The organism is Oerskovia sp. NPDC060287 (assembly GCF_042726775.1).
Lineage (GTDB): Bacteria > Actinomycetota > Actinomycetes > Actinomycetales > Cellulomonadaceae > Oerskovia > Oerskovia merdavium.
Genome location: NZ_JBHXBO010000009.1, coordinates 1 through 24,561, shown reverse-complemented (window position 1 = coordinate 24,561; position 24,561 = coordinate 1). Strand labels below are relative to the sequence as shown.

The window sequence follows — 24,561 nt, the reverse complement described above, 5'->3', positions numbered from 1 at the left end:
GGTTCTCCTTCGTCGGGGTCAGAGCGCGTCGACGGCTGCGCGCTCGACCGCGAGCCCGGCGTCGTAGCGGTCGAGGTAGGCCGCGAAGCCCGCGGCGTCGTCCGGGTCGGGCGCGACGGTGTCGAGCTCGGCCGTGGCGAACACGTGCTCGCGGAGGTAGGTGTCGAGGTCCTTCTCGTCACCGTCGGCCACGGCGCGGGCATAGGCCGCGAGCAGCGCGATGCCCCAGGCCCCGCCCTCCCCCGCGGTCCGCCCCACGGTCACGGGGGCGCCGATCGCCGCGGCGAGGAGACGCTGGGCCACGCCCTCGGTCCGGAAGATCCCGCCGTGCGCGAACATGGCGTCGAGCGCGACCCCCTCGCCGGCGAGCACGCGCATGCCCAGGGCGAGGGTGCCGAACGCGCTGTACACCTGCGCCCGCATGAAGTTGGCGAGGGTCAGCCGGCTGCCGGGCGTGCGGACGAACAGGGGCCGCCCCTCCTCGAGGCCCGTGATGGGCTCGCCCGAGAGGTAGTTGTACGCGAGGAGCCCGCCGCCGTCGGCCTCGCCGTCGAGCGCTGCGCGGAACAGCGCACCGAACACGTCGTCGGCCGCGGCCGGCGTCCCGAGCGCGGCCGTGAGCTCGCCGAAGAGGTCGGCCCAGGCCGCGAGCTCGCTGGCCCCGTTGTTGCAGTGGACCATCGCGACGAGGTCGCCCGCAGGGGTCGTGACCAGGTCGAGCTCGTGGTGGCGGTTCGCGAGCGCGTGCTCGAGCACGACCATCGCGAAGATGCTCGTGCCCGCACTGACGTTGCCCGTGCGCGGCGCGACCGAGCTCGTCGCGACCATGCCCGTGCCGGCGTCCCCCTCGGGCGGGCACAGCGGCACGCCCGGCAGCAGCGCGCCGCTGGGGTCGAGCCAGGCCGCGCCCGCTGCCGTCAGGCTCCCGGCGTCCTGCCCCGCGACGAGGACCTCGGGCAGCAGGGACTCGACCACGAGCCCGGGGCGTCGCACCCCGACGAGCTCGTCGAGCTGTGCGAGCATGCGACGGTCGTAGGTCCGCGTCGTCGGGTCGACGGGGAACATGCCCGACGCGTCGCCCACGCCGAGCACCGAGCGCCCGGTCAGGACCTGGTGGACGTAGCCTGCGAGGGTCGTGAGCGAGGCCACCTGCGCGACGTGCGGCTCGTCGTCGAGGATCGCCTGGTACAGGTGGGCGACCGACCAGCGCAGCGGGATGTTGTGGTCGAAGAGCTCGGAGAGCTCCGTGGCCGCCTTGCCCGTGGTCGTGTTCCGCCAGGTGCGGAACGGGACGAGCAGCTCGCCCTGCGCGTCGAACGCGAGGTAGCCGTGCATCATGGCCGAGACGCCGATCGCTCCGAACGTCGTGGGGCGCACCCCGTAGCGGCGCTCGACGTCGGCGACCAGCTCGGCGTAGCAGTGCTGCATGCCCTCGCGCACGGCCTCGAGCGAGTAGGTCCACGTGCGGTCGACGTACTCGTTCTCCCACTCGTGGCTGCCGCTCGCGAGGGGCGTCCCGTCCGGGCCGACGAGGCACGCCTTGATCCGGGTCGAGCCGAGCTCGATCCCGAGCGCGGTGTTCCCGGTGGCGACCGCCTCGCGGAGGTCGTCCACCCTGTCCTGCTGCACCATTGCTGTCTTCTCCTCGTCGCGTCGTCGCGCCTGGCTACGCCCTGCTTCTGAATGTTAGCGCTCACACGGAGTGGTGGCCAACCCCTCGGTGCAACCTCGTGGGGCGGACGGGGTCCGCGTGGCGGCGCAGGACGGAACCACCTGCCGGTGGGCCCCGCGCCTGCCTCAGGCGCTCGGCGGTCCCGAGCTCGCCCGGACCACCAGGTCCGGCGGGATCTGCGTGGACTCGCGCGTTGAACCGGCGAACGCGTCGAGCAGCAGCGCCATGCACCGCCGACCCAGCTCGGCGAAGGGCTGGCGGACCGTCGTGAGCGGCGGGATGAAGTGGGCCGAGCCCTCGACGTCGTCGAACCCGACGACGGACACGTCGCGCGGGACCACGACGCCGGCCTCCCAGAACGCCTGGAGCACGCCGAGCGCGAGGTGGTCGTTGCCCGCGAAGACCGCGGTCGGCCCGTTCCCCGCCGACACCCGGCGTGCGAGGTCACGACCGACCTCGTAGCCCGCGTCGGACGACCACGAGCAACGGATCATCTCGCGGTCGATCTCCGGCACCCCCCTGGCGGCGAGCGCGTCGTTCCAGCCCTTGGCCCGCTCGCGCGCGTCGAACCAGTCGAGCGGGCCCGCGAGGTGGATCACCGAGCGGTGCCCCAGGTCGAGCAGGTGCTCGGTCGCGACGCGCGCGCCGAGCCGCTGGTCGACCGCGATGGGCAGGATGCTCGCGGCCCCCGTCCCGGGCGCCCCCGCGTGCACCTCGTCCGGCTCCCGGGCCGCGATGAGGATGATCGGGACGGGCGCCCGGAACGAGTCGACCGCGGCCGCGACGTCCGTCTGGGGCGCGATGACCACGATGCCCTCGACCGCCTGGGCCATGAAGTGCTCGAGGACCGTGTGCATGGTCTCGGCGTCGTAGCGGCGGATCGTCGCGACCGAGACGAAGTACCCCTCCTCGCGTGCGGCCCCCTCGACCGCGATGAGGGTGCTCGTCGGCCCGTACAGCGCCGAGCCCGTCGTGACCACGCCGATGGTCCCCGACCGCGCCGTCACGAGCGCGCGCGCCGCGCTGTTGCGCCGGTACCCGAGCGTCGCGATCGCGTCGAGCACCCGCTCCCGCGTCTGCGGGCGCACGCTCGGGTGATCGTTGAGGACCCGCGAGACGGTCTGGTGCGAGACGCCCGCGAGCTCCGCTACGTCCGACATCGCGGGAGGTCGGGTGCGCCCGACGTCGGCGCTCATGCCTGCGCCTCCAAGGCTGCGGCGAGCTCCTCCGAGCGGTCACGAGCGGCCTCGAGCGCCGTGAGGAACGCTGCCCTGACGCCGCCGTCGTCGAGCGCTCGCAGCGCCGCGACCGTGGTGCCGCCGGGCGAGGAGACCTTCTCGCGCAGGATGACCGGGTGCTCGCCCGTCTCGTCGAGCATGCGGGCCGAGCCCAGCACGGTAGCGGTCGCGAGCTCGAGCGCCACGGCGCGGGTCAGGCCCAGCAGGACCCCGGCCTCGGCGAGCGCGTCGACGACGTAGAAGACGTAGGCGGGCCCGGAGCCCGAGAGCGCGGCCACCGCGTTCTGGTCCTTCTCCGCGACCCGGACCACGAGCCCGGTCCGGCTCAGGAGCCGCTCGACGAGGGTCACGTCGTCGTCGCTCGCCGCGGCTCCTCCGCTGACAGCGCTGACACCCGAGCCGATGACCGAGGGCGTGTTCGGCATGACGCGCACCACGGCCGTCCCGGCCGGGAGGCGGTCCTCGTAGAAGCGCGTCGAGAGCCCGACGACGACGCTCACCACCACGGTCCCCTCACCCAGGTGGGGCGACACCTCCGCGAGCAGCCCCGCGACGTCCTTGGGCTTGACGGCGACCACGACCAGACCCGCGTCGCGCACCGCGGTGGTGTTGTCCGTCGTCGTGGTGACGCCGTGGCGCTCCTCGAGCTCCCGCCCCCGCTCGGCGCGACGCACGGTCGCGACCGCGTCGGTGGGCAGCCACCCCGCGCGGAGGGCCCCCGCGAGCACGGTCTCGCCCATCACACCGGTCCCGAGGACGGCGAGCCGGGTGTGGCTGCTGGGGCTGTCGACCTGGTGGGTCGTCGTGGACATCGTTGTTCCTGCTTCCTCGTCGTGCGTCCCGGCCCGTCGGGCCTGCCCTGCTGCGGCCCCGGCGAGCGACGCGCGCCGCGCCTGACCGTCGGTCGGACCGTCCGGCGCGGCGGCCTCTCGGCGGCTACAGCGGGAACGCTGTGTAGAACTTCTCGATCTGGTCGACGGGTCCCGTCGCCTGCAGCACGGCCGTGCCGTTGCGCCAGGTGACGGTCGCCGTCCCGGCGGCCGCGGCGACCGGTGTGACGGCATAGGTTCCCACGGGCTTGCCGTCGACCTCGACGTCGCCCGTGGTCGTGGGTTCTCCCCCCGCGGCCACCGCGGCCTCGAGCAGCTCGGAATAGGCCACCTCTGCCTCGTCGTCGCTCCCCCATTGTCCCGCGAGCACGGCCACGCTGCTCGCCGCGTCGCCCTCGCCGTCCGCGTAGGCCAGCTCGTGCCCCTCGATCGCCCCTGCGTCGCCGTACGCGTCGGTCGGCGCCTCCGACCGGAGCGCGAACTGGAGCACGGTGTCCGGGAGCGCCTGGGCGAACTCGGTCGAGGCGGACCGCTCGACCGGTTCGATCGTGGGCGTCGGCGGCGCCTCGGTGACCGTGACCTCCGCGGGCACCTCGGCCTCGCCCGCCCGGGCGAACCCTGGCCACACGAGCGCCGCGAAGCCCACCACGCCCGCGAGCAGCGCGAGGAGCACGACCAGGGCGACCAGGCGGCGTCGGGCGTACACGGCCGACGAGGGCGCACGACCGTGCCTGCTGTCACGCAGCCCGGAGGCGTCCCGCGACGTCGGGCGCGGCCGACCCGTCTGCTGGCTCATGGCGCTCCCCTCGATCCGACCTCTGCTCGCGTCAGCCTATTGCGTACCACCGCAGTGTCCGTGCAGGCCGCGCGGACGAGCCCGGCCGGCGGTGGTCCGGACGCGACGCGCCCGGACCACCACCCGTCAGCCGCAGGCCACGGCCCCGTACGGCGCCTCGAAGGTGCTCGCCGCGTCCTGGCCGCCGACCTGCCCGGTCGCGACCACCGTGACGACGCCCGCCTCGGCCCCGGCGGACCGGGCCGAGAAGGTCTGCGCGGCGGACTTGCCGGGCGCCACCCCGACGAACGACTTGGTGCCGAACGGCGTCCGGACCTGCACCGAGACCGGTGCGGGCTCGTCGTTGACGACACGCACGGCGATCTGCGCGGTCCCGCCCACGCACTTCGCGGTGACCGTCACGGTCACGGCGACCTCGGGGTCCTCCGGCGTACCGACCCCGGGGTCGTCCGCCATGACCCGCAGCTCGGAGACGGCGACGGCCGAGTAGCTCGTCCCGTCGGAGTCCGCGTGGATCACGGCGCGCAGCCGGGACGTCGTGACCCGGTCGAACGTCACGGCGTTGAGGGCCGTGGTGCTCGTGCCGTACCCCGAGGGGTTCGCGACGTCCTTCCACGACCCCGGTCCCGAGGCGTCCCAGTACTGCAGGGACCACGACGCAGGCTGGGCGACACCGTTGCCCGTCCCCTGGGGCGAGTCCTGCCAGAACTGGATCTCGGCCCCCGTGAGCACGATGGGCCGGGCCCAGTCGTACTGGAGCCACTGGCTCTCGGGCCGCTCACCCGACCAGGTACCCCACAGCTGCCCCTGGCTCGGGCTGCTCGGCACCAGGCCGTCGTTGACGGCGCCCAGCGAGTTCCAGCCCGCGGTGTAGGACGCGCTCGGCGTCGCGATGGGCGCGACGTTGCCGGTCAACGGGCCCGAGACGTCGGCCGCGATCGTCAGGCGCTGGGCCGTCCCGGCGTTGCCCGCCGCGTCGATCGCCCGGAACGACACGTCGTGCTTGTTCGAGTCCGGTGCGGCGACGGGACCGGAGTACTCGGTCCATGCGCCGGTCCCGACCATGTACTCGACGCGGGCAACGCCCGACGTCGCGTCGGTCGCGGTGACCGTGACCGTGCGAGCGGTCTCGTCGAGCACCCCCGTGCTCACGGGGGCCGTGCGGTCGATCGAGACGGTCTGCGTGCTCTCGGCCGAGGTGTTCCCCGCGTTGTCCGTGGCCCGCGCCGTCACGACGTGCCGGCCGTCGCCGCTCACCGCGACGTCGACGAACCGGACGCTCGGCGTGCTCGACCACGAGCCGTCGTCGACCCGCGTGTCGAGCGTGACCCGACCCCCGCCGTCGTCCGCGCCCGACACACGGACCGTGACGTCGGACCGGAACCACCCGCCGGTGCCCGCCGAGCCGCTGACCGAGAACGCGACCTCCGGGGCGGTGTCGTCCCCCTCGGTGTCGGCCGGGTCCACGACGGTCACGGTGCCCGTGACCCGCCCGGCGGCGTAGCCGAGGACCGAGCCCTCGACCGTGAAGGTCCCCGCCTGCGCGACCGACGACGGGTCGACCGCGTCCCAGAACACGGGGAGCGCGAGCGTCTCGGCAGGGTCACCGGGGTAGGTCGCCGCGACCGTGCCCGGCAGCTCCGTCTCGCCGATCTCGACGGTCATGGCCGGCCGGTCGATCGCAGCGGGCTGGGCCGCGAGCACCTTCCACTCCTCGACCGCCACGCCCGAGAACGTGCTGCCGTTGGTCGAGGCGTCCAGGACGGCGCGGAGCTGGGTCGTGGTCACCGCGTCGAACGTCGTGCTCTGGAAGCCGTTGGTCGAGGTCCCGTAGCCGCTCGGGTTCCGGACGTCGGCCCACGCGCCCGCGGTCGCGTCCCAGTACTGGATGCGCCATGCGGCCGGAGCCGCGACGCCCACGCCCGTGCCCTGCGGCTGGTCGTTCCAGAAGTCGATCTGCGAACCGCCGACGCGGACCGGGGAGTCCCACGTGTACTGGACCCACTGCTGAGCCGGGTTGTTCCCCGTCCAGGTGCCCCACATGTCCGGGGGCAGGGGGTTCGGGCGCACGATCTCGTCGTTGAGCGCCTTGATCCAGTACTGCGTGGGGACGGGGTCGTTCGACACCGTGACCCGAGCCTCCTGCGCGACGTTCGCGCGCGGGGTCCGGTCGGCCGTGCGGGCCGGTGTCGGCACGACCTTCTCGATCCGGGCCGGCGTCTGGCTGTCGTCGAAGCGCAGCGTGTCGACCGCGACCGATCGGCGGAAGTGGTTCCCGCCCACGGCGTCGGCCGTGTGGTAGACCAGGCGCCACTCGCCGTCGTACTCGACGATCCCCGGGTGGCTCGTGGTCGAGGAGACGGGGTCGAGGATCGTCCCGCGGTACGTCCACGGGCCGGCGGGCGAGGCGGCCGTCGCGTACCCGATGCACGCGTGGTAGTTCGCCGGGGTGCACGACGACGTCGCACCGGCGTTGTTCCCCGCGTACGCCATGTAGTAGGTCCCGTCGCGCTCGAAGGCCCACGCACCCTCGAAGAAGCCCGTCAGGCCGCTCACGGTCCGGACCGAGCCCACCGGGGTCTTCATGTCCTGCCCGAGCTCGAGCATGCGCAGGTTGCCGAAGCTCCCCCAGTAGACGTAGACCTTCTGCGCCGCGCCCTCGCCGTCGACGAGGATCGTGGGGTCGATGTTGTGGATCGTGTTCGCGGTGGGCACCTTCTGCGAGATGATCGGCGCGCCCACGTGGTCCGTCCAGGGGCCGGTCGGCGAGTCGGAGACCGCGACACCGATCCCGAACTTGTCCTCCGCGGTGCTCGCGGCCTCGTGCACCGGCACGTACCAGTAGTAGCGGCCGTCGATCCCGGGCACGACCTGGCCCGCGTACGCCCGTCCGGGCGTAGCCCACGCGAAGACCTGCTCGGGACGCATGAGCGACGGGTAGTGCGTCCACTCGCCCGTCGACCCCGAGACCAGGACGTCGTCGGTCACGAACGCGCCCCACTCGTTCATGATGAAGTCGTTGGTCGTGGGGCCCGCCTCGTCGTGGCCCGTGTACACGTAGAGCTGGTCGGACGCCGAGTCGTTGCCCGGCGCCCCTGCGGGGACGACGAGCGGCGCGGGGTCGGCCGAGTAGTACGAGCCGTCTCCCAGGATCGGGTTGTGGGGGCTCGTGAAGGTGTACGACGCGGGAGCCGCGACGACCTGCGGGGCGGGCGCTGCGCCGTCGGGCAGCGTGGCCGCGGTGGCCTGGCCCGCGCCGAGCGCGAACGTCGTCGAGGCGACGACCGCGACGACGGCCGCTGCCGCCGTGACGGACGGGCCGCTGCGCGCGGTCCGGCGTGGTGGTTCGAGGAACGGTCTGGTGGGACTCACTGTGCTCTCCGGTCTGCTCGACCTGCTCCGGCCGGGCGACCGGAGGAGCACGTCGGCGTGTCCTGCGTGGCCGCCGCCCGGACGGGCAGGAGCTGAGGGGCGCGCACCCCGAGGGTTCCCTCTCCCCCGGGGTGCGCGGTCTGGCACCACGGGGGCGACGTTTGCAGCCGCCGCCCCCGCGGTCGTTCGGGTCTAGCCGCAGCTGACGGCGTCGTACGCCTGCTCGACCTCGGTCGTGAGCGCGGTGCCGTCGACCGTCGCGGTCGCGACGACGCTCACGGTCCCCGCCTCGATCGCGTCCTTGCGGGCGCTGAAGGTCTGGCTGGCCGACTTGCCGGGCGCGACGCCGGCGAAGGTCTTGGTGCCGAACGGCGTCGTGACCTTGACGTCCACCGGGACCTCCTCGTCGTTCACGACACGGACCGAGAGCCCCGCGACCTTGCCGACGCACTGCGACCTCGCGGTCACGGTGACCGCGACGTCCGGCTCGGGCTGGCCCTCACCGGTGCCGACCGTCACGGTCGCCCTGGCCCGCTTGTCGGTGCCCTCGACCGCTCCCGTGACCTCGAACGTGCCGTCCGCGGCGTACTGCGCGGGCTCGACCACGTCCCAGGTCACGGCGATCCCGCTCTGCTGGGAACCGTCGTTGTACTGGACCGTGACCGTGGCCGGGAGGACCGGTGCGGCACCGACCGAGGTCGAGACCGCGGTGTCGCCGATCGTGTTGATCTGGACGGCGTCCGGACCGCGCACCCAGACGGTCGCCTGGGCCACGAGCGTGGTGCCGGCGACGAATCCCTGGACCGGGAAGTCACCGATCTGCTCGACCTGCGCCTGTTCGACCGCACCCCAGGCGACGCCGTTCTCGACGACCGAGCCGTCCGCGTAGGTCACCGCGACGGTGGCCGGCAGCGTGGGCAGGGTCCCGACGGCGGTCCGCACGTGCACGTCGGCGGCCGAGACCGCGGGAGCCGCGAAGACACGCCACTCGGACACGCCCACGGCAGAGTTGCTCGTGCCCCCGGCGTTGGGCAGGGCGGTGAAGACGGCGCGCAGCCTGCTCGTCGTGACCGCGTCGAACGTCACCTCGTTGGTCTTGAGGCGCTCGGTGCCGTACGTCGACGGGTTCGTCACGTCCTTCCAGGAGCCCGCTCCGGCCGCATCCCAGTACTGGAGCTTCCACGCCTTGGGCACGGCCACGCCGTCACCCCCCGTGGTCGTGTCGGTCCAGAAGTCGATCGACGCCTTGTCCACCCGGACCGGGGCCTCGAAGTCGTACTGCAGCCACCGGCTCGCCGGGCGAGAGCCCGACCAGGTGCCCCACAGGTCCGTGCCGGCGCCTCCCGTGAAGAACGACGGCTTGCCGTCGTTGACGGCGTTCACGTTGTTCCAGCCCGCGGTGTAGTCCGCGGTGGGCGTGGCCGTCGAGGCGACGTTGATCTCGCCGTCCGAGAGCGCCGTCGCCTGGACGACGACGTCCTTGGTCGAGGTGAGCTCGCCGTCCGAGACCGTCAGGCGCAGCGTGTAGGCGCCGGACTTCGTGAAGCGCACGACCGAGGTCGTGGCCTTCGGGTTGTCGAACACGGCGCTGCCGCCCTCGGGCGCGGACTCGACCGACCAGCCCGACGTGATCTGACCGTTCGGCAGACCGTCGTCCTGGGCGGTGCCCAGCAGCCGGGCCGAGCCGGCCTGGTTGTAGGTCGAGTCCGTCCACGCGTCGGCCTTGGGCGCCTGGTTGGTCGAGGCAGGGGCCTCGACCCCGGTCGAGAAGGCCTGGACCTCCTTGATGCCGGTCTTGGCGCCCGCCGCGTGGGTCACGGTCACGCGCAGCTTCGAGGTCGTGACCTCGGGGAACTGCACGTGGTTGAAGTTGCCCTGCGGGAACAGGGGGGCGCGCGACTGCGCCGGGACGGGCTTCCACTGCGTCCCGTCGAGGTACTCGACCGTGTAGAGCGCCGGGGCCGAGTAACCCGAGACGGTCGCGGTCGAGGACGAACGGTAGAAGTAGACGCGCACGTCGTCGACCTTCTGGGCCGAGCCCAGGTCGACCTCGAGCGAGTCCTTGGCGTTCGGCGAGCCCACGGTGCCCCAGAAGGGCTCGTTGACCGTGGTGCCGTCGACGGCACCCGCCGGACCCCGGCCGTTCGCGGAGAACGAGGCCGTGACGGGCCTGCCCTGCGCGAGGTTCGTCGAGCCGGCCGAGGCCGGGGAGACGTCGGCGCCCGCCTTGGCCATCATGTCCACGACGCGGGCGTCCGCGGCGAACACGACGTCCTGCGGAGCCTGGACCTGACGCTCCTCGGCCGTGGTCACGGTGACGCCCGCGGGGGCGTCGACCGTGCCCGTGGACGGGTCGTAGGTCACGTGCGCGAGCTCGTCGACCGTGAACGCGAGCTCACCGTCGAGGAAGACCGAGTACCCCTCGGGGACGTCGGCCCCGTAGTGCTTCTCGCCGCCGGGGGCGTCCCACGTGATCGTGAGGTCCTTGTCGCGGTAGCGGACGTTGTTGACCGTGAAGTGGTCCCAGTCGATGTCGATCGGGGCGAGCTCGATCTTGTCGTCCGAGCGTGGGCGCAGGCCCATCGCGTCCTCGATCATCGTGAAGTTCGTCGTGCCGAGGATCGTGTGGTGGATCCACGAGCGGTAGCCGATGTTCTGCGGGTCGGCCGTGCCGTTCGACCAGAACTCGTTCTGGTCCGGGTACCTGTTGTCGCCGTTGTTCTGGTAGTGCGACCACGCGTTCCAGTAGAGGAGCTTCTTGTAGAGCTCGGCGTCCACGTAGTCGTTCGGGTAGTCGCGCAGGACGCTCGAGAGCATCCGGAACGACACGGTCGAGTTGATGACCGAGAAGTTGTTGCTGCCCGGCCCGCCGTAGGCCGCCTGGTCCGCCTGGTTGGCCGTGAAGAACGGGAAGACGGGGTACTGCTCGTCGTCGGCGAACAGGCGCAGCGCCTCGACGTACGGCTGGTCGTAGTCCGCGTCGCCCGGCTTGGGCATGAGGCCCACGCTGAACGGGTAGTAGTTGTTGATCTCCTTCCACGGCACCAGCGCGTCGGTCGCGACGTGACGGTGCTTGAGGAGGTTGCCCTTCAGGCCCACCTCGTCGGGCGTCTCGCGCGCCGGCTCCCAGAGGTACTCGAGGACGGCCGCCTTGATCTGCTCGGCGAAGGCGTCCATCTCGACCGCCTTGGCCTCGTTGCCCGCGGTCCGGTACGCCGCGGCCGACGCCTTGGCGTTGGAGTAGAGGTAGGCGTTCTCGGTGCGGTCCATGTTGCCCGCGCGCCAGTGGAACGACACCGCGTCGGCGTCGTTGCCCGTCATGGCGCCCCAGTTGTACTCGATGAGGCCGTTGCCGTCGTTGTCGAACGACGCCTGCAGGTCCTTGACGTCCCGCTCGGCGTACTGCGCGAGGTTCTGGGCGATCACGGTCGGTCCGCCGTGCAGCTGGTACGAGCGCCACGCGGCCTCGGAGATGTACTGCGTGTAGCTGTTGGACCAGTTCGCGGGATCGCCCGGGTTGTCGACGTACTTGCCGCTCTTGGCGACCTCGCCCGCAGAGACCCAGGGACCGTAGGAGTAGACGGGGTCGCGGAAGTACTTGAGGTCGTCGATGAACATGCCCGTGGTCAGGACGATGTTGTTGTTGTAGCCCAGCACGCCCTCCATCGAGGTGGGGAACTGGAAGTCGTTGCCCGGGATGTTCGCGTCGAGGAAGTTGAAGCGCATCAGCCACCAGCGGTAGAAGAGCGTCTTGTCGATGTTGTCCTCGGGCGTGTCCAGGTAGGGCACGTTGTCGGCCCACCACCGGTTGTAGGCGCTGACGTGCTCCGTGTAGGCCGCAGCAGGCGTCGCCGCGCGGAACGCGTCGTAGTCGGTGCGCGACTCGGGGATCTCCTCGGTGACGAACCCGAGCTGGACCTTGGTGCTGGCCGAACCCGTCGCCGGGACGTCCAGGGTGCGGGTGATCGCACCGTCGGCCGGCGAGAAGCCGTCGCCGGAGAGCCGCGGGAAGACCGTGGTCAGCTTGTTGAACGCCTGCACCGAGCCCGTGAGCTCGTCGCCCTCGGGGGTCTTGGCGAACGACGACGCGGCCGAGACCTTGACCTGCTTGGCCGTGCCGTTCGTGCTCGAGACCGTGAGGTTCGTGACCGCGACATTGGCGTCGGTGATGAACTTGGTCTGCACCACGCGCAGGCCCTGCGCCGTGTTGACGAACGTGCTGCGCCAGTAGCTGGGGGTCTGCTTCCGGGCTGCCGCGTCCTCCGTCAGCGTGACGTTCGCACCGTTGACGTTCAGGGTGATCGTGTACGCGCCCTGCCCGCCCGCGAGCGACTCCCAGTACGCCACCTCGCCGCCGAACCCGAGCGTGGCGGGCTGGTGGGTCTTCATGAAGACCGCGCGGCCACGGCTGAACAGCCACTGGTTCGCGTCGCCGTTGGAACCGCCCGGTGCGTTGCCCGTGCGCGCGAGCATCTTGTCGATCCAGAAGTCCTTGTCGGTCCCGCTCCCGGCACCTGCCGCGACGTCCGCGTCGTAGATCGCCTGGAGCTGGTTGCGCACGTGGTAGCCGGTCCCTTCCGCGGGGACGGGCTTCGCGTCGCCGCTGAAGACGGGGTAGCCAACGTCCGCGTTGGGAGCGGCCTGGGCCAACGAGGGGACGACGAGTCCCGTCGTGGCCACGGCAAGGGTCAACGTGCTCGCGATCGTCAGCCGGGCTCTGCCGCCCGGGACGTGCTGGGGTCTGGTCGCTCGCTTCTTCACGGGCGTACACCTCTCCTCGTCGAGATGGTTCGGTCCCCGGAAAGATGGCACACAGAAACGCGGAACGCAATGGTTTTCGGTGATTGGTCCGGTTCTGGCCGCTTCGTATGAGCGTTCACATATGAGTGTACCTGCGGGTTGACCTGCGATGATGTCGCTATCACGCTCTGCACGAGCCGTCTCAGGGCGCCCAGCACCGAAAGTTTCTCAGGGCGATTTTTCGGTGGGCCTCGGCCGACTCGGTCAGCGCTCGTGGGGTCCGGAGGCGGGCGCGTCCGACCCGTCGTCCTCGTCCGGCTCACCGTGCTCCTCGCGCCACCGCGCGCGCGACTCGAGCCGTTGCGTGGCGACCGCGACGAGGATGCCGATGACCGCGAGGTCGAAGAGGATCTGGACCATCGTCACGACCCGCGCCGCCTGCCCCACGGGGTGGATGTCGCCGAACCCGACGGTCCCCAGCGTCACGACCGTGAAGTAGAGGGCGTCGGTGCGGGTCTCGATGCCCACGAACTCGGCCTCGCTGTGGACGGCCAGGAGGTAGTAGGCGATCGCGAAGAAGATGATGATCGGCGACAGGAGCCCGACGACGGACTGGACCCGCACGCTCGGCTCTCGGCCGGCACGGAGCTGGCGGCGCACCTGGAACGTGACGAGGTAGCAGAGTCCGACGAACCCGGTCACGAAGAAGAGGATCTGCTCCCACTCTCGCCCACCGTCACCGAGCGGCACGCCGTAGAAGAGGAGCAGGCAGGCCGCGAGCGAGCCGAGCGTGGTGATGACCGTCCACCACGGGCTGTCCTTCCGGAGCCGTCGCATGGCTTCATGATGGACAAGGGCCCACCGGCGCGCGAGCGGGACCGGTCCGACCGGAGGGACGGAGCACCGTACCGGCACGGGTGCGCCGGCCTGTGGGCACGGGCGCACCGGGCCGCGGCACGTGTGGGTGCCTGTCGCTAGCGTGGCGCCCGTGACCACATCGACCTCCGCGGCCTCCCGCGCCACGAGCAAGCGCCCGGCCCGTCCCGCCTACCGCTGCGGCGAGTGCGGCTGGACCACCGCCAAGTGGGTCGGCCGCTGCGGCGAGTGCCAGGAGTGGGGCACCGTCACGGAGGAGGCCGCCGCGTCGGCAGGACCGCGCACCGCGGCCGTCGCGCCCACACGCTCCCCGGCGCGCCCCATCGGCGAGATCGACGTGGAGACCGCACGGGCCACCCCCACGGGGGTCGCGGAGTTCGACCGTGTGCTGGGTGGTGGGATCGTCCCGGGGGCCGTGGTGCTGCTCGCCGGGGAGCCGGGCGTCGGCAAGTCGACGCTCCTGCTCAAGGTCGCGAGCAACGTCGCGGCCGGGGTGAGCGACAAGGTCGCTTCCCCCGAGGACGCTCCCCGTCCCGCACCGCGGCCCCGCACGGTCCTGTACGTCACCGGCGAGGAGTCCGCCGGGCAGGTCAGGCTGCGCGCCGAGCGTGTGGGAGCGCTGGCCCCCGGCCTGCTGCTCGCTGCCGAGACGGACCTCGCGACGGTCCTGGGGCACATCGAGGCCACGAACCCGGACCTCCTGGTCGTGGACTCGGTGCAGACCATCGCCTCGGCTCAGGTCGACGGGGCCCCGGGGGGTGTCAGCCAGGTCCGCGAGGTCGCCGCGGCGCTCATCGCCGCGGCCAAGGAGCGCGACCTGCCCGTGATCCTCGTCGGGCACGTGACAAAGGACGGCTCGGTCGCCGGGCCCCGCACGCTCGAGCACCTGGTCGACGTGGTGTGCCAGTTCGAGGGTGACCGTCACTCGCGCCTGCGCCTCGTGCGCGCGATCAAGAACCGCTACGGCCCCACCGACGAGGTGGGTTGCTTCGACCTCTCGGAGACGGGGATCGTGGGGCTCGCGGACCCCAGCGGGCTGTTCCTGTCGCACTCGGGGGCGGGCGTCCCCGGCACGTGCATCACGGTGACCCTCGAGGGCCGCAGGCCGCTCGCCCTCGAGATCCAGTCGCTCGTGGTCCCCAGCTCGTTGGCCAACCCGCGGCGCACCACGAGCGGGATCGACTCGAGCCGGCTCGCGATGATCCTCGCGGTCATGCACCGGCACGCCGGGGTCCGCCTCGTCGACCAGGACGTGTACGTCTCGACGATCGGCGGGGCACGGGTCAGCGAGCCTGCGGCAGACCTGTCCATCGCGCTGGCCACGTTCTCGGCCCGCGAGGACCAGGTCATGCCCCCGGGGACCATCGCGATCGGGGAGGTGGGGCTCGCCGGGGACATCCGCCCGGTCGCCGGGCTGGACCGGCGGCTCGCCGAGGCCGCCCGTCTCGGTTTCACGCGGGCCGTGGTGCCGCACGGGTCGTCTCCCAAACCGCCTGCGGGCATGACGGTCCTGCCCGCGCAGCACCTGGGAGAGGCCGTCGAGCTCGCCCGCGGCGGCCACCTGCCCCCGCAGCAGGAGCGCACCCGGTTCGACGTCGGTCAACCGTGATCCCATCGTGACCTCCAGTTGTCCGCGGACGGCGTTTTCCTGCCCCTGAGACAACCTGGCAGCGTAAGATGCCCACGTGGCCAACTCCCCTGTGCATCCTGACGACCTGCTCCGGGAGACCCTCGCCGCAGTGGCCCCCGGTACCGAGCTCCGCGACGGGCTCGAGCGCATCCTTCGAGGTCGCACGGGTGCACTGATCGTGCTGGGCCTGGACAAGGTCGTCGAGACCATGTGCTCGGGAGGGTTCGTGCTGGACGTCGGCTTCTCGGCGACGCGGCTGCGCGAGCTCTCCAAGATGGACGGCGCCGTGGTCCTGGACCGCGACGCGAACCGGATCCTGCGCGCGGCGGTCCAGCTCCTCCCGGACCCCACGATCGAGACCACCGAGTCCGGCACGCGTCACCGCACCGCCGAGCGCGTCGCCAAGCAGAGCGGCTTCCCGGTCATCTCGGTGAGCCAGTCCATGCGGATCGTCGCGCTCTACGTCGGCGGCCTGCGCTACGTGCTCGAGGACTCGGACACCATCCTGTCGCGCGCCAACCAGGCTCTCGCGACGCTCGAGCGCTACCGCGCCCGCCTCGACGAGGTCAGCGGCACGCTGTCCGCGCTCGAGATCGAGGACCTCGTCACGGTCCGGGACGTGTGCGCGGTCGTCCAGCGCCTCGAGATGGTGGGGCGCATCTCCGAGGAGATCGCCGGCTACGTCGTGGAGCTCGGCACCGACGGTCGCCTCCTCGCGCTCCAGCTCGACGAGCTGATCGGCGGCATCGGCTCGGACCGCGAGTCCGTGATCCGCGACTACGTCGAGCTCAGCCGCAAGGAACGCTCGCTCGCGGACGTCAAGAACGCGCTCGCCGCCCTCGACCAGACCCAGCTGCTCGATCTCACGATCATCGGCCGAGTCCTCGAGCTCCCCGGAGGCGGCGAGGCGCTCGACGCCGCGGTCGCACCGCACGGGTACCGGCTGCTCTCCAAGGTCCCCCGCCTGCCGGGCGCCATCATCGACCGCCTGGTCACGCACTTCGGCGGGCTGCAGAAGCTCCTCGCAGCCAGCATCGACGACCTCATGGCAGTCGACGGCGTGGGCGAGCAGCGAGCCCGCGCGGTCCGTGAGGGGCTCTCACGGCTCGCGGAGTCCAGCATCCTCGAGCGGTACGTCTAGGCCCGAGGGCCCGTCCAGCACCCCCACGTGCAGCATCCTCCGAGCGGCGACCCCGGCTCGGTCTACGGAGTCGCGCCGTCGGTCGTGGTCTCGGCCCCGTCCGCCGGAGGAACCGCCCCGTCGGCGGGAGCCGTCTCGTCCGTGGCGGCTGCGTCCCCCTCAGCGGGAGGTACTGTCCCGTCGGCAGGTGCCTCGGTCGCGGGCGGCGTCTCGACGGGCGGTGGGGGCGGAGCCTGGAGCGTGAACACCACGGGTGCGCTCGCCAGGCCGCTCACCTCGGTCGACGTCACGACCGCGCTGTAGTCGCCCGCCCCGGGTGCGGGCAGGTCTGCGGGGCACTCTGCGGCAGATCGTGCACGCGCCCAGTCCACGGTCTGGGGGTACGCATCGCCGGGGGCCATGAGCAGCACCTTCTTGGCGGGCGGGCAGTCGACCGACGACCAGATGCGGTCCTGTCCCGAGGTCACGACGAGCTCGAGCGAGGCGGGCGAGGAGTCGACGAAGCAGGGGCGGCGTCCGACGTGTGTGAGCGTGAGCGCGAAGGACGGGTTCTCTCCGTCGGCGTACGCGGACTTCGACGCCGTGAGCCCGAGCGTGAGGTCCTTGACCTCGCACTTCTTGTACCCGCCGACGGCGGCCTCCTGCGGCGGGGGCGGAGCCACCTTGCCCTCGGGTGCGTCGGCGAGCAGGCCGCTCCCGAACGCGATGGCCGCCTTGACGAGCATCACGACGCCCACGACGATCACCGCGAGCAGGACGAGCGCCAGGATGCGCCGCACGCGCAGGGTCCGGGACGTGGGTCTGCCCGACGACGCGCCGCCGGACCCGGCGCCCGGGCGCCCTGGGACCGGGGTCGCCCCGGTCGGTGGCCGGGTGCCTCGCGGCGTGCTCACGTGCGGCTCCGTTCGACGGTCTGCGCTGGACAGTCCTGCGCTGGGGCAACGGTACGTCCCCGACGGGACGCTTCCGTCACTGCCACACCGCGCCCTCGCGCATCGGCGAGAATGGTCGGACCATGCCGCTCTCCCCCATCGCGCCCGGCGCCGCCGACGCTCGCACCGACACCCGTACCGCCCTGGCGAGCCTCCCGGCCCCGGACCCGCACGCGGACCTGCGTGACGCCGTCGGGCGGTGGTTCGCCCGGAGTGCACGCGACCTGCCGTGGCGGCGCGACGACTGCTCCCCCTGGGGCGTCCTGGTCAGCGAGGTCATGCTCCAGCAGACGCCCGTGGTCCGCGTCGAGCCCGCGTGGCGCGCCTGGATGGACCGCTGGCCCGAGCCGGCGGACCTGGCCGCGGCCTCGACGGCCGACGTCCTGCGCGCCTGGGGGCGCCTCGGCTACCCGCGGCGCGCGCTGCGCCTGCAGGACTGCGCACGGGCGATCGTCGATCGGCACGCGGGGCTCGTGCCGCAGGACGCGGGTGAGCTGCTCGCACTGCCGGGCGTCGGGGAGTACACGGCCGCGGCCGTGACGGCGTTCGCGCACGGGCGGCGCGCGGTCGTCGTCGACACGAACGTGCGGCGCGTGCTGGCGCGTGCGGTGTCGGGGACCGCGCTGCCCGCGCCGTCGTACACCGCGGCCGAGCGCCGGCTCGCGACGCTGGTCGCGCCGCCCGAGGACGCCGACGCCGCCCTGTGGGCCGCCGCCTCGATGGAGCTGGGCGCGCTCGTGTGCACGGCGCGCTCGCCGCGCTGCGGCGAGTGCCCGGTCGCGGACCTGTGCGCGTGGCGGGCTGCGGGCAGCCCGCCGGACGAGCACGCCGCCCGACGACGGACCCAGGCCTGGGAGGGTACCGACCGCCAGGCACGGGGCCGGGTCATGGCCGCGCTGCGCGGGGCGGACGGCCCCGTGCACCGCGAGGTGGTCGCGGGGCTGTGGCCCGACGCGGCCCAGCTCGGGCGGTGCGTCGCGAGCCTCGTCGAGGACGGGCTGCTCGAGCAGGACGGCGACGTCTACCGGCTGCCGGCCTGAGCGAGACTCCTCAGAGCGTGATGAGCATGCGCGTGTTGCCGAGCGTGTTGGGCTTCACGCGGGCGAGGTCGAGGAACTCGGCCACGCCGTCGTCGTGCGAGCGCAGGAGCTCGGCGTAGACGTCGGGCGACACGGGGGTCCCGTCGATCGCCTCGAACCCGTGCGCGCGGAAGAAGTCGACCTCGAACGTCAGGCAGAAGACCCGCTGGAGCCCCAGGGCGCGGGCGCGGTCGAGGAGCTCGACCACGAGCTGGTGCCCGACCCTGTGCCCGCGCCAGGCCTGGTCGACCGCGAGCGTGCGGATCTCGGCGAGGTCGTCCCACATGACGTGCAGCGCGCCGCACCCGACGACCTCGGGCGCACCGGGCTCGCCGACGTCAGCGACGACGAACTCCTGGACGGCCTCGTAGTAGCCGACCATCTCCTTGGCCAGGAGGATGCGGGCCTGCGCGTAGGGCTCGACGAGCCCGCGGATGGCCCGCACGTCCGCCGGGAGGGCAGGGCGGAGCGTGAGGGTGGGGGTGGAGGTGCTCGTCACGCGCCCAATCTACGCCGCGAGACGGCCTGATGCGTAATCATGCACCCGAATGCATACTCTCATTGCGCGTGCGCGCGACCGAGATCCGCCCCGTCTCCTGCTCGATCAGGTGCGACGCCGTGATCTCGTCGACGACCAGGTGCGTGACGACCCCGGCGCGCAGCGCGGCCCGCAGCGGCGCGACCTTGTTGTCCCCCGCGACCGCGCAGATGCGCTGCGGGATCCGCCGGAGCTCGTCGGGCCCCGGGCCCGTGGCGCGCTCGTTGAGCGCGATGTCGCGGTACGTGCCGTCGGCCCGCAGGAACACCGTGCACACGTCCCCCACCACGCCCTCGGCGTCGAGCACCGCGATGTCCTCGGGCTCGAGGTAGCCCGCCGAGTACACGTGGCTGGGCACGCCGCCCGAGACGGCCCCGACGGAGAACAGCGCGACGTCGGCCCTGCGTTGGACGTCCAGCACACGCCGGACCGACCGCTCGCGCCACATCGCCTGCTTGGTCTCGGCGAAGTCGAAGAACGCCGGGACTGGGAAATGGTGCACGTGCGCGTCGAACGCCTCGCCGAACCCCGCGATCAGGTCGCCCGCATAGTGGACGCCCGAGGTGCGCGTGTTCGCCGCCCCGTTGAGCTGCACGACGGCGGAGCCGCGGGTCGGCTTGCGGCTCAGGTGCCGGGAGATCGCCGCGAGCGTCGTTCCCCAGGCGATGCCGAGGATCATGTCGGAGTCGAACCACGAGCCGAGCAGCCGTGCGGTCGTCAGGGCGACCTGGTCGAGCCGGTCCACCTGCTGTGTCGAGTCAGGGACGGGCACCACGTAGGCGTCGATGCCGTACGTGGCCGAGATGTGCGCCCCCAGACCCGGCGCCCGACTCTGCGTTGGCCGGAGCGTGATCTCCACCAGACCTGTCTCACGGGCCTTCTTGACCAGTCGCGAGACGGTCGACCGCGAGGTCCTCAGGTGCTTCGCGATCGCCTCCATCTTCATGTCCTGGAGGTAGTACATCGAGGCCGCCCGCAGGACGTCCTGCTCCCGATCCGCCATCTGCCGGTCTCCCACCTCTGTTGCACGTTTGTGCACTGCGCTTGCGCGAACGTTCCTGACATGTTGACGTTAATACGTGCAGCGGCATTTCAACAGCGCTGTGCCACGGAACGGTGCCCGGACGGGAACCGTGTCGTACCGCTAGCGCGTGAAGCGGACCCGTGGGAATGTCACAGGAGGTACTCCTCCTGCGCCTCCCACCGGGGACGCACCAGTTCGACGACGAGAGAAGGCCATCGGATGACTTCCAGCAGACTCACCGCAGAGTCTCGCCAGCAGGCGCTGTCAGCGCTCGAGGCGAGCACCAGCGCGGACCAGGAGCTCGACGTCCTCGTGATCGGCGGAGGCGTGACCGGAGCCGGCATCGCCCTCGACTCGGTGACCCGCGGCCTCTCGACCGCGATCGTCGAGGCCCAGGACTGGGCCTCCGGGACCTCGAGCCGGTCGAGCAAGCTGGTGCACGGCGGGCTGCGCTACCTGCAGATGCTCGACTTCCACCTGGTCCACGAGGCGCTGACCGAGCGCGACCTCCTCATCAAGGACCTCGCCCCCCACCTCGTGCGCCCGGTCCCGTTCCTGTACCCGCTCGAGCACCGCGTGTGGGAGCGGGCCTACGTCGGCGCCGGGATCGCGCTGTACGACACGCTCGCGAGCATGGCCCCCGGCAAGCGCGCACTGCCCCTGCACCGCCACCTGTCGCGCAAGCAGATGGAGCGCAAGTTCCCCGACCTCGCGCACGACGCCGCGATCGGCGCCGTCCAGTACTGGGACGCCTCGGTCGACGACGCACGCCTGGTCTCCACCCTGATCCGCACCGCGGCCTCCTACGGGGCCCACGCCGCGTCCCGCACCCAGGTCGTCGAGCTGACCAAGGGGTCGACCGGAGCCGTCAACGGCGCGATCCTCGAGGACCTCGAGACGGGCAAGCGCATCACGGTCCGCGCCCGCGCCGTCATCAACGCGACGGGCGTGTGGACCGAGGACACCGAGGCCCTCGCGGGCACCGACGGCGGGCTGCGCGTCCTGGCGTCGAAGGGCGTCCACATCGTCGTCCCGCGCGAGCGCATCAAGGGCCAGGTCGGCCTGATCCTGCAGACCGAGAAGTCGGTCCTCTTCATCATCCCCTGGTCCCGCTACTGGGTGATCGGCACGACCGACACCCCGTGGGAGCAGGAGCTCACGCACCCGGTCGCGACCTCGGCGGACATCGAGTACATCCTCGAGCACGCCAACGCGGTCCTCGCCCAGCCCCTGACGCGCGACGACATCATCGGGACCTACGCAGGCCTGCGTCCGCTGCTCCAGCCCGGCACCAAGGAGGGCACCAGCTCGGCCAAGGTCTCGCGCGAGCACACCACGGCGTCGCCCACGCCGGGCCTCACGGTCATCGCGGGCGGCAAGCTCACGACGTACCGGGTCATGGCCAAGGACGCGGTCGACTTCGCGATCGGTCAGCGCGCCGCGGCCCTCCCCTCGATCACGGACAAGATCCCGCTGCTCGGCGCCGTCGGTCTCGACGCCGTGCGGCGCCAGGCCCGGCCGTGGGCCTCGAAGTTCGGGTGGACCCCGCAGATGGTCGACCACCTGCTGCACCGCTACGGCTCGAACCTGCGCGACATCGTCGCGCTGTGCCAGTCCGACCCCTCGCTCGCCAAGCCGCTCGAGCACGCGCCCGCCTACCTGCGGGCCGAGATCAGCTACGGCGTGACCCACGAGGGCGCCCTCCACCTGGAGGACCTCCTGCTGCACCGCACGCGGCTCAACTACGAGGTGCTCGACCGCGGGCTCGGCGCCCTCCCCGAGATCGCCGACATCGCCGCCCCGCTCCTCGGCTGGACCGACGAGCAGAAGGCCGCGGAGATCGCGTCCTACACGGCACGCGCCGGAGCCGAGGAGGCCGCCGAGCAGGAGCCCGACGACGCCTCGGCCGAGCGCACGCGCCTCTCGGCCGACGACGTCGCACCGCTCAAGCCGCTCGACGCCTCCTGACGAACCTGTCCTCCTGACCACCGGAGCCCCCAGGGGCTCCCCGAGAACAACTTCATCCGCCGGTCCCCGGCCCGCTCGGCTCGCGCCGGGCGACGTCGGGGCCGGCACCCCCCTCAACCTCACGGGTGCGCACCTCGCGGCGTACACCGGGGCCCCGCCGCACGGATGCGCCGGGGTGGTTGCGACAACGAAGTCCACCAAGAAAGAGAGAAGCTGATGGACACACTCCTCCTCAACGCCTTCTGGTCCGAGATACTCGGCACCGCGACCCTGATCCTGCTGGGCGCCGGCGTCGTAGCCAACGTGATCCTCCCCAAGACCAAGGGCTTCAACGGCGGCTGGCTCCTCATCAACTTCGGATGGGGCCTTGCCGTCTTCACCGGCGTGTACGTCGCCTACAAGTCCGGCGCGCACCTCAACCCGGCCGTGACGATCGGTCTGTTCACCGCAGACCGGCCCTTCTACTCGGTCACCGGGCCCGAGGGGATGGTCACCGCGACCATCGAGCCGACCGTGAGCAACATGTTCATGTACTTCGGCGCGCAGATGATCGGTGCGATCCTCGGTGCCGTGCTCGCGTTCCTCGCGTACAAGAAGCACTTCGACGAGGAGGCGCCTGCCGCCACCAAGCTCGCGGTCTTCTCGACCGGCCCCGAGCTCCGCTCGTACGCCTGGAACTTCATCACCGAGGTCATCGCGACGTTCGTGCTCGTGTTCTTCGTCGTGGCCTCCGGCAACACCCCCTCGGGCCTCGGCCCGCTCGCGGTCGCACTGGTCGTGGTCGGCATCGGCGCGTCCCTCGGTGGTCCCACCGGGTACGCGATCAACCCTGCTCGTGACCTCGGCCCGCGCATCGCCCACGCCCTCCTGCCCATCAAGGGCAAGGGCTCGAGCGACTGGGCCTACTCGTGGGTCCCGGTCGCAGGTCCCCTCGTCGGTGGCGTGCTCGCCGGCCTCCTCGGGGCAGCCTGGGGCTGACCGGCTCCACCCGCGTGACCGGGACGAGGGCGACCCGCCCCGGTCACGCGACCACCCGCCGTCGGGCACGGCGACCTCTCGTGAACTCCTGCCGCGCAGCGCGGCACCCGCTCAACCACACCGACGTGAAGGACTGACACACCATGGCCGACTACGTTCTCGCCATCGACCAGGGAACCACCAGCTCCCGGGCCATCGTCTTCAACCACGCCGGGGAGATCGTCTCCTCCGGCCAGCTCGAGCACGACCAGATCTTCCCGCGGGCCGGCTGGGTCGAGCACAACCCCGAGCAGATCTGGAACAACGTCCGCGAGGCCGTGGGCCTCGCGCTGACCCGCGCGAACGTGACCTACACCGACATCGCCGCGGTGGGCATCACCAACCAGCGCGAGACCGCGGTCGTGTGGAACCGCAGGACCGGCAAGCCCGTCTACAACGCGATCGTCTGGCAGGACACCCGCACGCAGAAGATCGCCGACGAGCTCGGCGGCGACGCGGGCCCCGAGAAGTACAAGGCGATCGTCGGTCTGCCCCTCGCGACGTACTTCTCCGGCCCCAAGGTCAAGTGGATCCTCGACAACGTCGAGGGCGCCCGCGAGGCGGCCGACGCCGGCGACCTCGTGTTCGGCAACACCGACACCTGGGTCCTGTGGAACATGACGGGCGGCGTCGACGGCGGCGTGCACGTCACCGACGTGACCAACGCCTCGCGCACCATGCTCATGGACCTCGACACCCTGAGCTGGCGCGAGGACATCGCGGCCGACATGGGCATCCCGCTCTCGATGCTCCCGGAGATCAAGTCGTCCTCCGAGGTCTACGGGAAGGGACGCCCCGGCGGGCTTCTCCCGGGTGTCCCGATCGCGGGCATCCTGGGTGACCAGCAGGCCGCGACGTTCGGCCAGGCCTGCTTCGAGGTCGGGCAGGCCAAGAACACGTACGGCACGGGCAACTTCATGCTGCTCAACACGGGCACCGAGAAGGTCATGAGCGAGAACGGCCTGCTCACCACGGTCTGCTACAAGATCGGCGACCAGCCCGCCCGCTACGCGCTCGAGGGCTCGATCGCCGTCACGGGCTCGCTCATCCAGTGGCTGCGCGACAACCTCGGCATGTTCTCGGACGCACCCGACGTCGAGTGGCTCGCCCGCAAGGTCGACGACAACGGTGGCGCGTACTTCGTGCCCGCGTTCTCGGGCCTGTTCGCGCCGCACTGGCGCTCCGACGCGCGTGGCGCCCTCGTGGGCCTCACCCGCTACGTCAACAAGAACCACATCGCGCGCGCGGCGCTCGAGGCCGTGGCGTTCCAGACCCGCGAGGTCCTGGACGCCATGAACGCCGACTCGGGCGTCGACCTCACCGAGCTGCGCGTCGACGGCGGCATGGTCCAGAACGAGCTGCTCATGCAGTTCCAGGCGGACCAGCTGGGCGTGGACGTCGTGCGGCCCAAGGTCGCCGAGACCACCGCGCTCGGCGCCGCGTACGCCGCGGGCATCGCGGTCGGGTTCTGGCAGGGCGAGCAGGACGTCATCGCGAACTGGGCCGAGGACAAGCGCTGGACCCCGTCGATGGACGAGGGCGAGCGCGAGCGCCTCTACCGCAACTGGAAGAAGGCCGTCAGCAAGACCCTCGACTGGGTCGACGAGGACGTCGAGAAGTAGTCCTTCTCGACGGTTCCCGGGAGGTCGTCCTCTCGCACAGGAGGGGTGGGGGGGGGGGGGGGGCCCGCCCCCCCCGGCGGGTATAA

General features: G+C 71.8%; 16 protein-coding genes. 6 read left to right on the top strand and 10 right to left on the bottom strand.

What is annotated here, in order from left to right:
- Positions 1–18 precede the first annotated feature (18 nt).
- The 7 genes from ACFWFR_RS01725 to ACFWFR_RS01695 form a co-directional block, all read right to left on the bottom strand.
- On the bottom strand, positions 19–1,632 hold the full coding sequence (locus tag ACFWFR_RS01725; protein ID WP_377616230.1) for a xylulokinase: 1,614 nt from the start codon (positions 1,630–1,632) through the stop codon (positions 19–21).
- Between the two features lie 165 nt (positions 1,633–1,797).
- On the bottom strand, positions 1,798–2,868 hold the full coding sequence (locus ACFWFR_RS01720; RefSeq protein ID WP_225220446.1) for a LacI family DNA-binding transcriptional regulator: 1,071 nt from the start codon (positions 2,866–2,868) through the stop codon (positions 1,798–1,800).
- On the bottom strand, positions 2,865–3,722 hold the full coding sequence (proC, locus tag ACFWFR_RS01715; RefSeq protein ID WP_191804495.1) for a pyrroline-5-carboxylate reductase: 858 nt from the start codon (positions 3,720–3,722) through the stop codon (positions 2,865–2,867). Before proC ends, ACFWFR_RS01720 begins: the two co-directional genes overlap by 4 nt.
- A gap of 124 nt (positions 3,723–3,846) precedes the next feature.
- The gene (locus tag ACFWFR_RS01710; protein WP_377620776.1) at positions 3,847–4,536 is read right to left on the bottom strand and encodes a hypothetical protein; all 690 of its coding nucleotides are present in this window, start codon (positions 4,534–4,536) and stop codon (positions 3,847–3,849) included.
- A 126-nt stretch (positions 4,537–4,662) separates the two neighbouring features.
- On the bottom strand, positions 4,663–7,908 hold the full coding sequence (locus ACFWFR_RS01705; RefSeq protein ID WP_377620774.1) for an OmpL47-type beta-barrel domain-containing protein: 3,246 nt from the start codon (positions 7,906–7,908) through the stop codon (positions 4,663–4,665).
- Between the two features lie 192 nt (positions 7,909–8,100).
- Positions 8,101–12,669 (bottom strand): Ig-like domain-containing protein, encoded by a 4,569-nt coding sequence (locus tag ACFWFR_RS01700; protein WP_377620772.1) that lies wholly within the window; start codon positions 12,667–12,669, stop codon positions 8,101–8,103.
- Positions 12,670–12,912: 243 nt separating this feature from the next.
- The gene (locus ACFWFR_RS01695) at positions 12,913–13,485 is read right to left on the bottom strand and encodes a potassium channel family protein (protein WP_377620770.1); all 573 of its coding nucleotides are present in this window, start codon (positions 13,483–13,485) and stop codon (positions 12,913–12,915) included.
- Positions 13,486–13,636: 151 nt separating this feature from the next.
- Between ACFWFR_RS01695 and radA the strand changes: the two genes are divergently transcribed.
- Positions 13,637–15,133, top strand: coding sequence for a DNA repair protein RadA (gene radA / locus ACFWFR_RS01690; protein ID WP_191804489.1), 1,497 nt, complete (start codon positions 13,637–13,639; stop codon positions 15,131–15,133).
- Between the two features lie 76 nt (positions 15,134–15,209).
- Positions 15,210–16,295 carry a DNA integrity scanning diadenylate cyclase DisA gene (disA, locus tag ACFWFR_RS01685; protein WP_191804487.1) on the top strand — a complete coding sequence of 362 codons (1,086 nt, stop codon included), beginning with the start codon at positions 15,210–15,212 and terminating at the stop codon, positions 16,293–16,295.
- 62 nt (positions 16,296–16,357) lie between these two features.
- Here the strand turns inward: disA and ACFWFR_RS01680 are convergent, their stop codons facing one another.
- Positions 16,358–17,188, bottom strand: a complete 831-nt coding sequence (locus tag ACFWFR_RS01680; RefSeq protein ID WP_377620768.1) for a hypothetical protein — start codon at positions 17,186–17,188, stop codon at positions 16,358–16,360.
- 122 nt (positions 17,189–17,310) lie between these two features.
- On the opposite strand from ACFWFR_RS01680, the gene ACFWFR_RS01675 reads away from it, so the two are divergent.
- Positions 17,311–18,267: an A/G-specific adenine glycosylase gene (locus ACFWFR_RS01675; protein WP_377620766.1), complete on the top strand. Its 957-nt coding sequence runs from the start codon at positions 17,311–17,313 to the stop codon at positions 18,265–18,267.
- A 10-nt stretch (positions 18,268–18,277) separates the two neighbouring features.
- Here the strand turns inward: ACFWFR_RS01675 and ACFWFR_RS01670 are convergent, their stop codons facing one another.
- Complete coding sequence (locus ACFWFR_RS01670; protein ID WP_354509451.1) at positions 18,278–18,805, bottom strand: amino-acid N-acetyltransferase; 528 nt, start codon at positions 18,803–18,805, stop codon at positions 18,278–18,280.
- 37 nt (positions 18,806–18,842) lie between these two features.
- Positions 18,843–19,847, bottom strand: a complete 1,005-nt coding sequence (locus ACFWFR_RS01665; RefSeq protein WP_191804479.1) for a sugar-binding transcriptional regulator — start codon at positions 19,845–19,847, stop codon at positions 18,843–18,845.
- 240 nt (positions 19,848–20,087) lie between these two features.
- Here ACFWFR_RS01665 and ACFWFR_RS01660 point away from each other — a divergent pair, with 240 nt between their 5' ends.
- The 3 genes from ACFWFR_RS01660 (at position 20,088) to glpK (ending at position 24,475) form a co-directional block, all read left to right on the top strand.
- Positions 20,088–21,836 carry an FAD-dependent oxidoreductase gene (locus tag ACFWFR_RS01660; RefSeq protein WP_377620764.1) on the top strand — a complete coding sequence of 583 codons (1,749 nt, stop codon included), beginning with the start codon at positions 20,088–20,090 and terminating at the stop codon, positions 21,834–21,836.
- 216 nt (positions 21,837–22,052) lie between these two features.
- Positions 22,053–22,814 (top strand): MIP/aquaporin family protein, encoded by a 762-nt coding sequence (locus ACFWFR_RS01655; RefSeq protein WP_377620762.1) that lies wholly within the window; start codon positions 22,053–22,055, stop codon positions 22,812–22,814.
- Between the two features lie 143 nt (positions 22,815–22,957).
- Positions 22,958–24,475, top strand: coding sequence for a glycerol kinase GlpK (glpK, locus tag ACFWFR_RS01650; protein WP_191804473.1), 1,518 nt, complete (start codon positions 22,958–22,960; stop codon positions 24,473–24,475).
- The last annotated feature ends 86 nt before the right edge of the window (positions 24,476–24,561 follow it).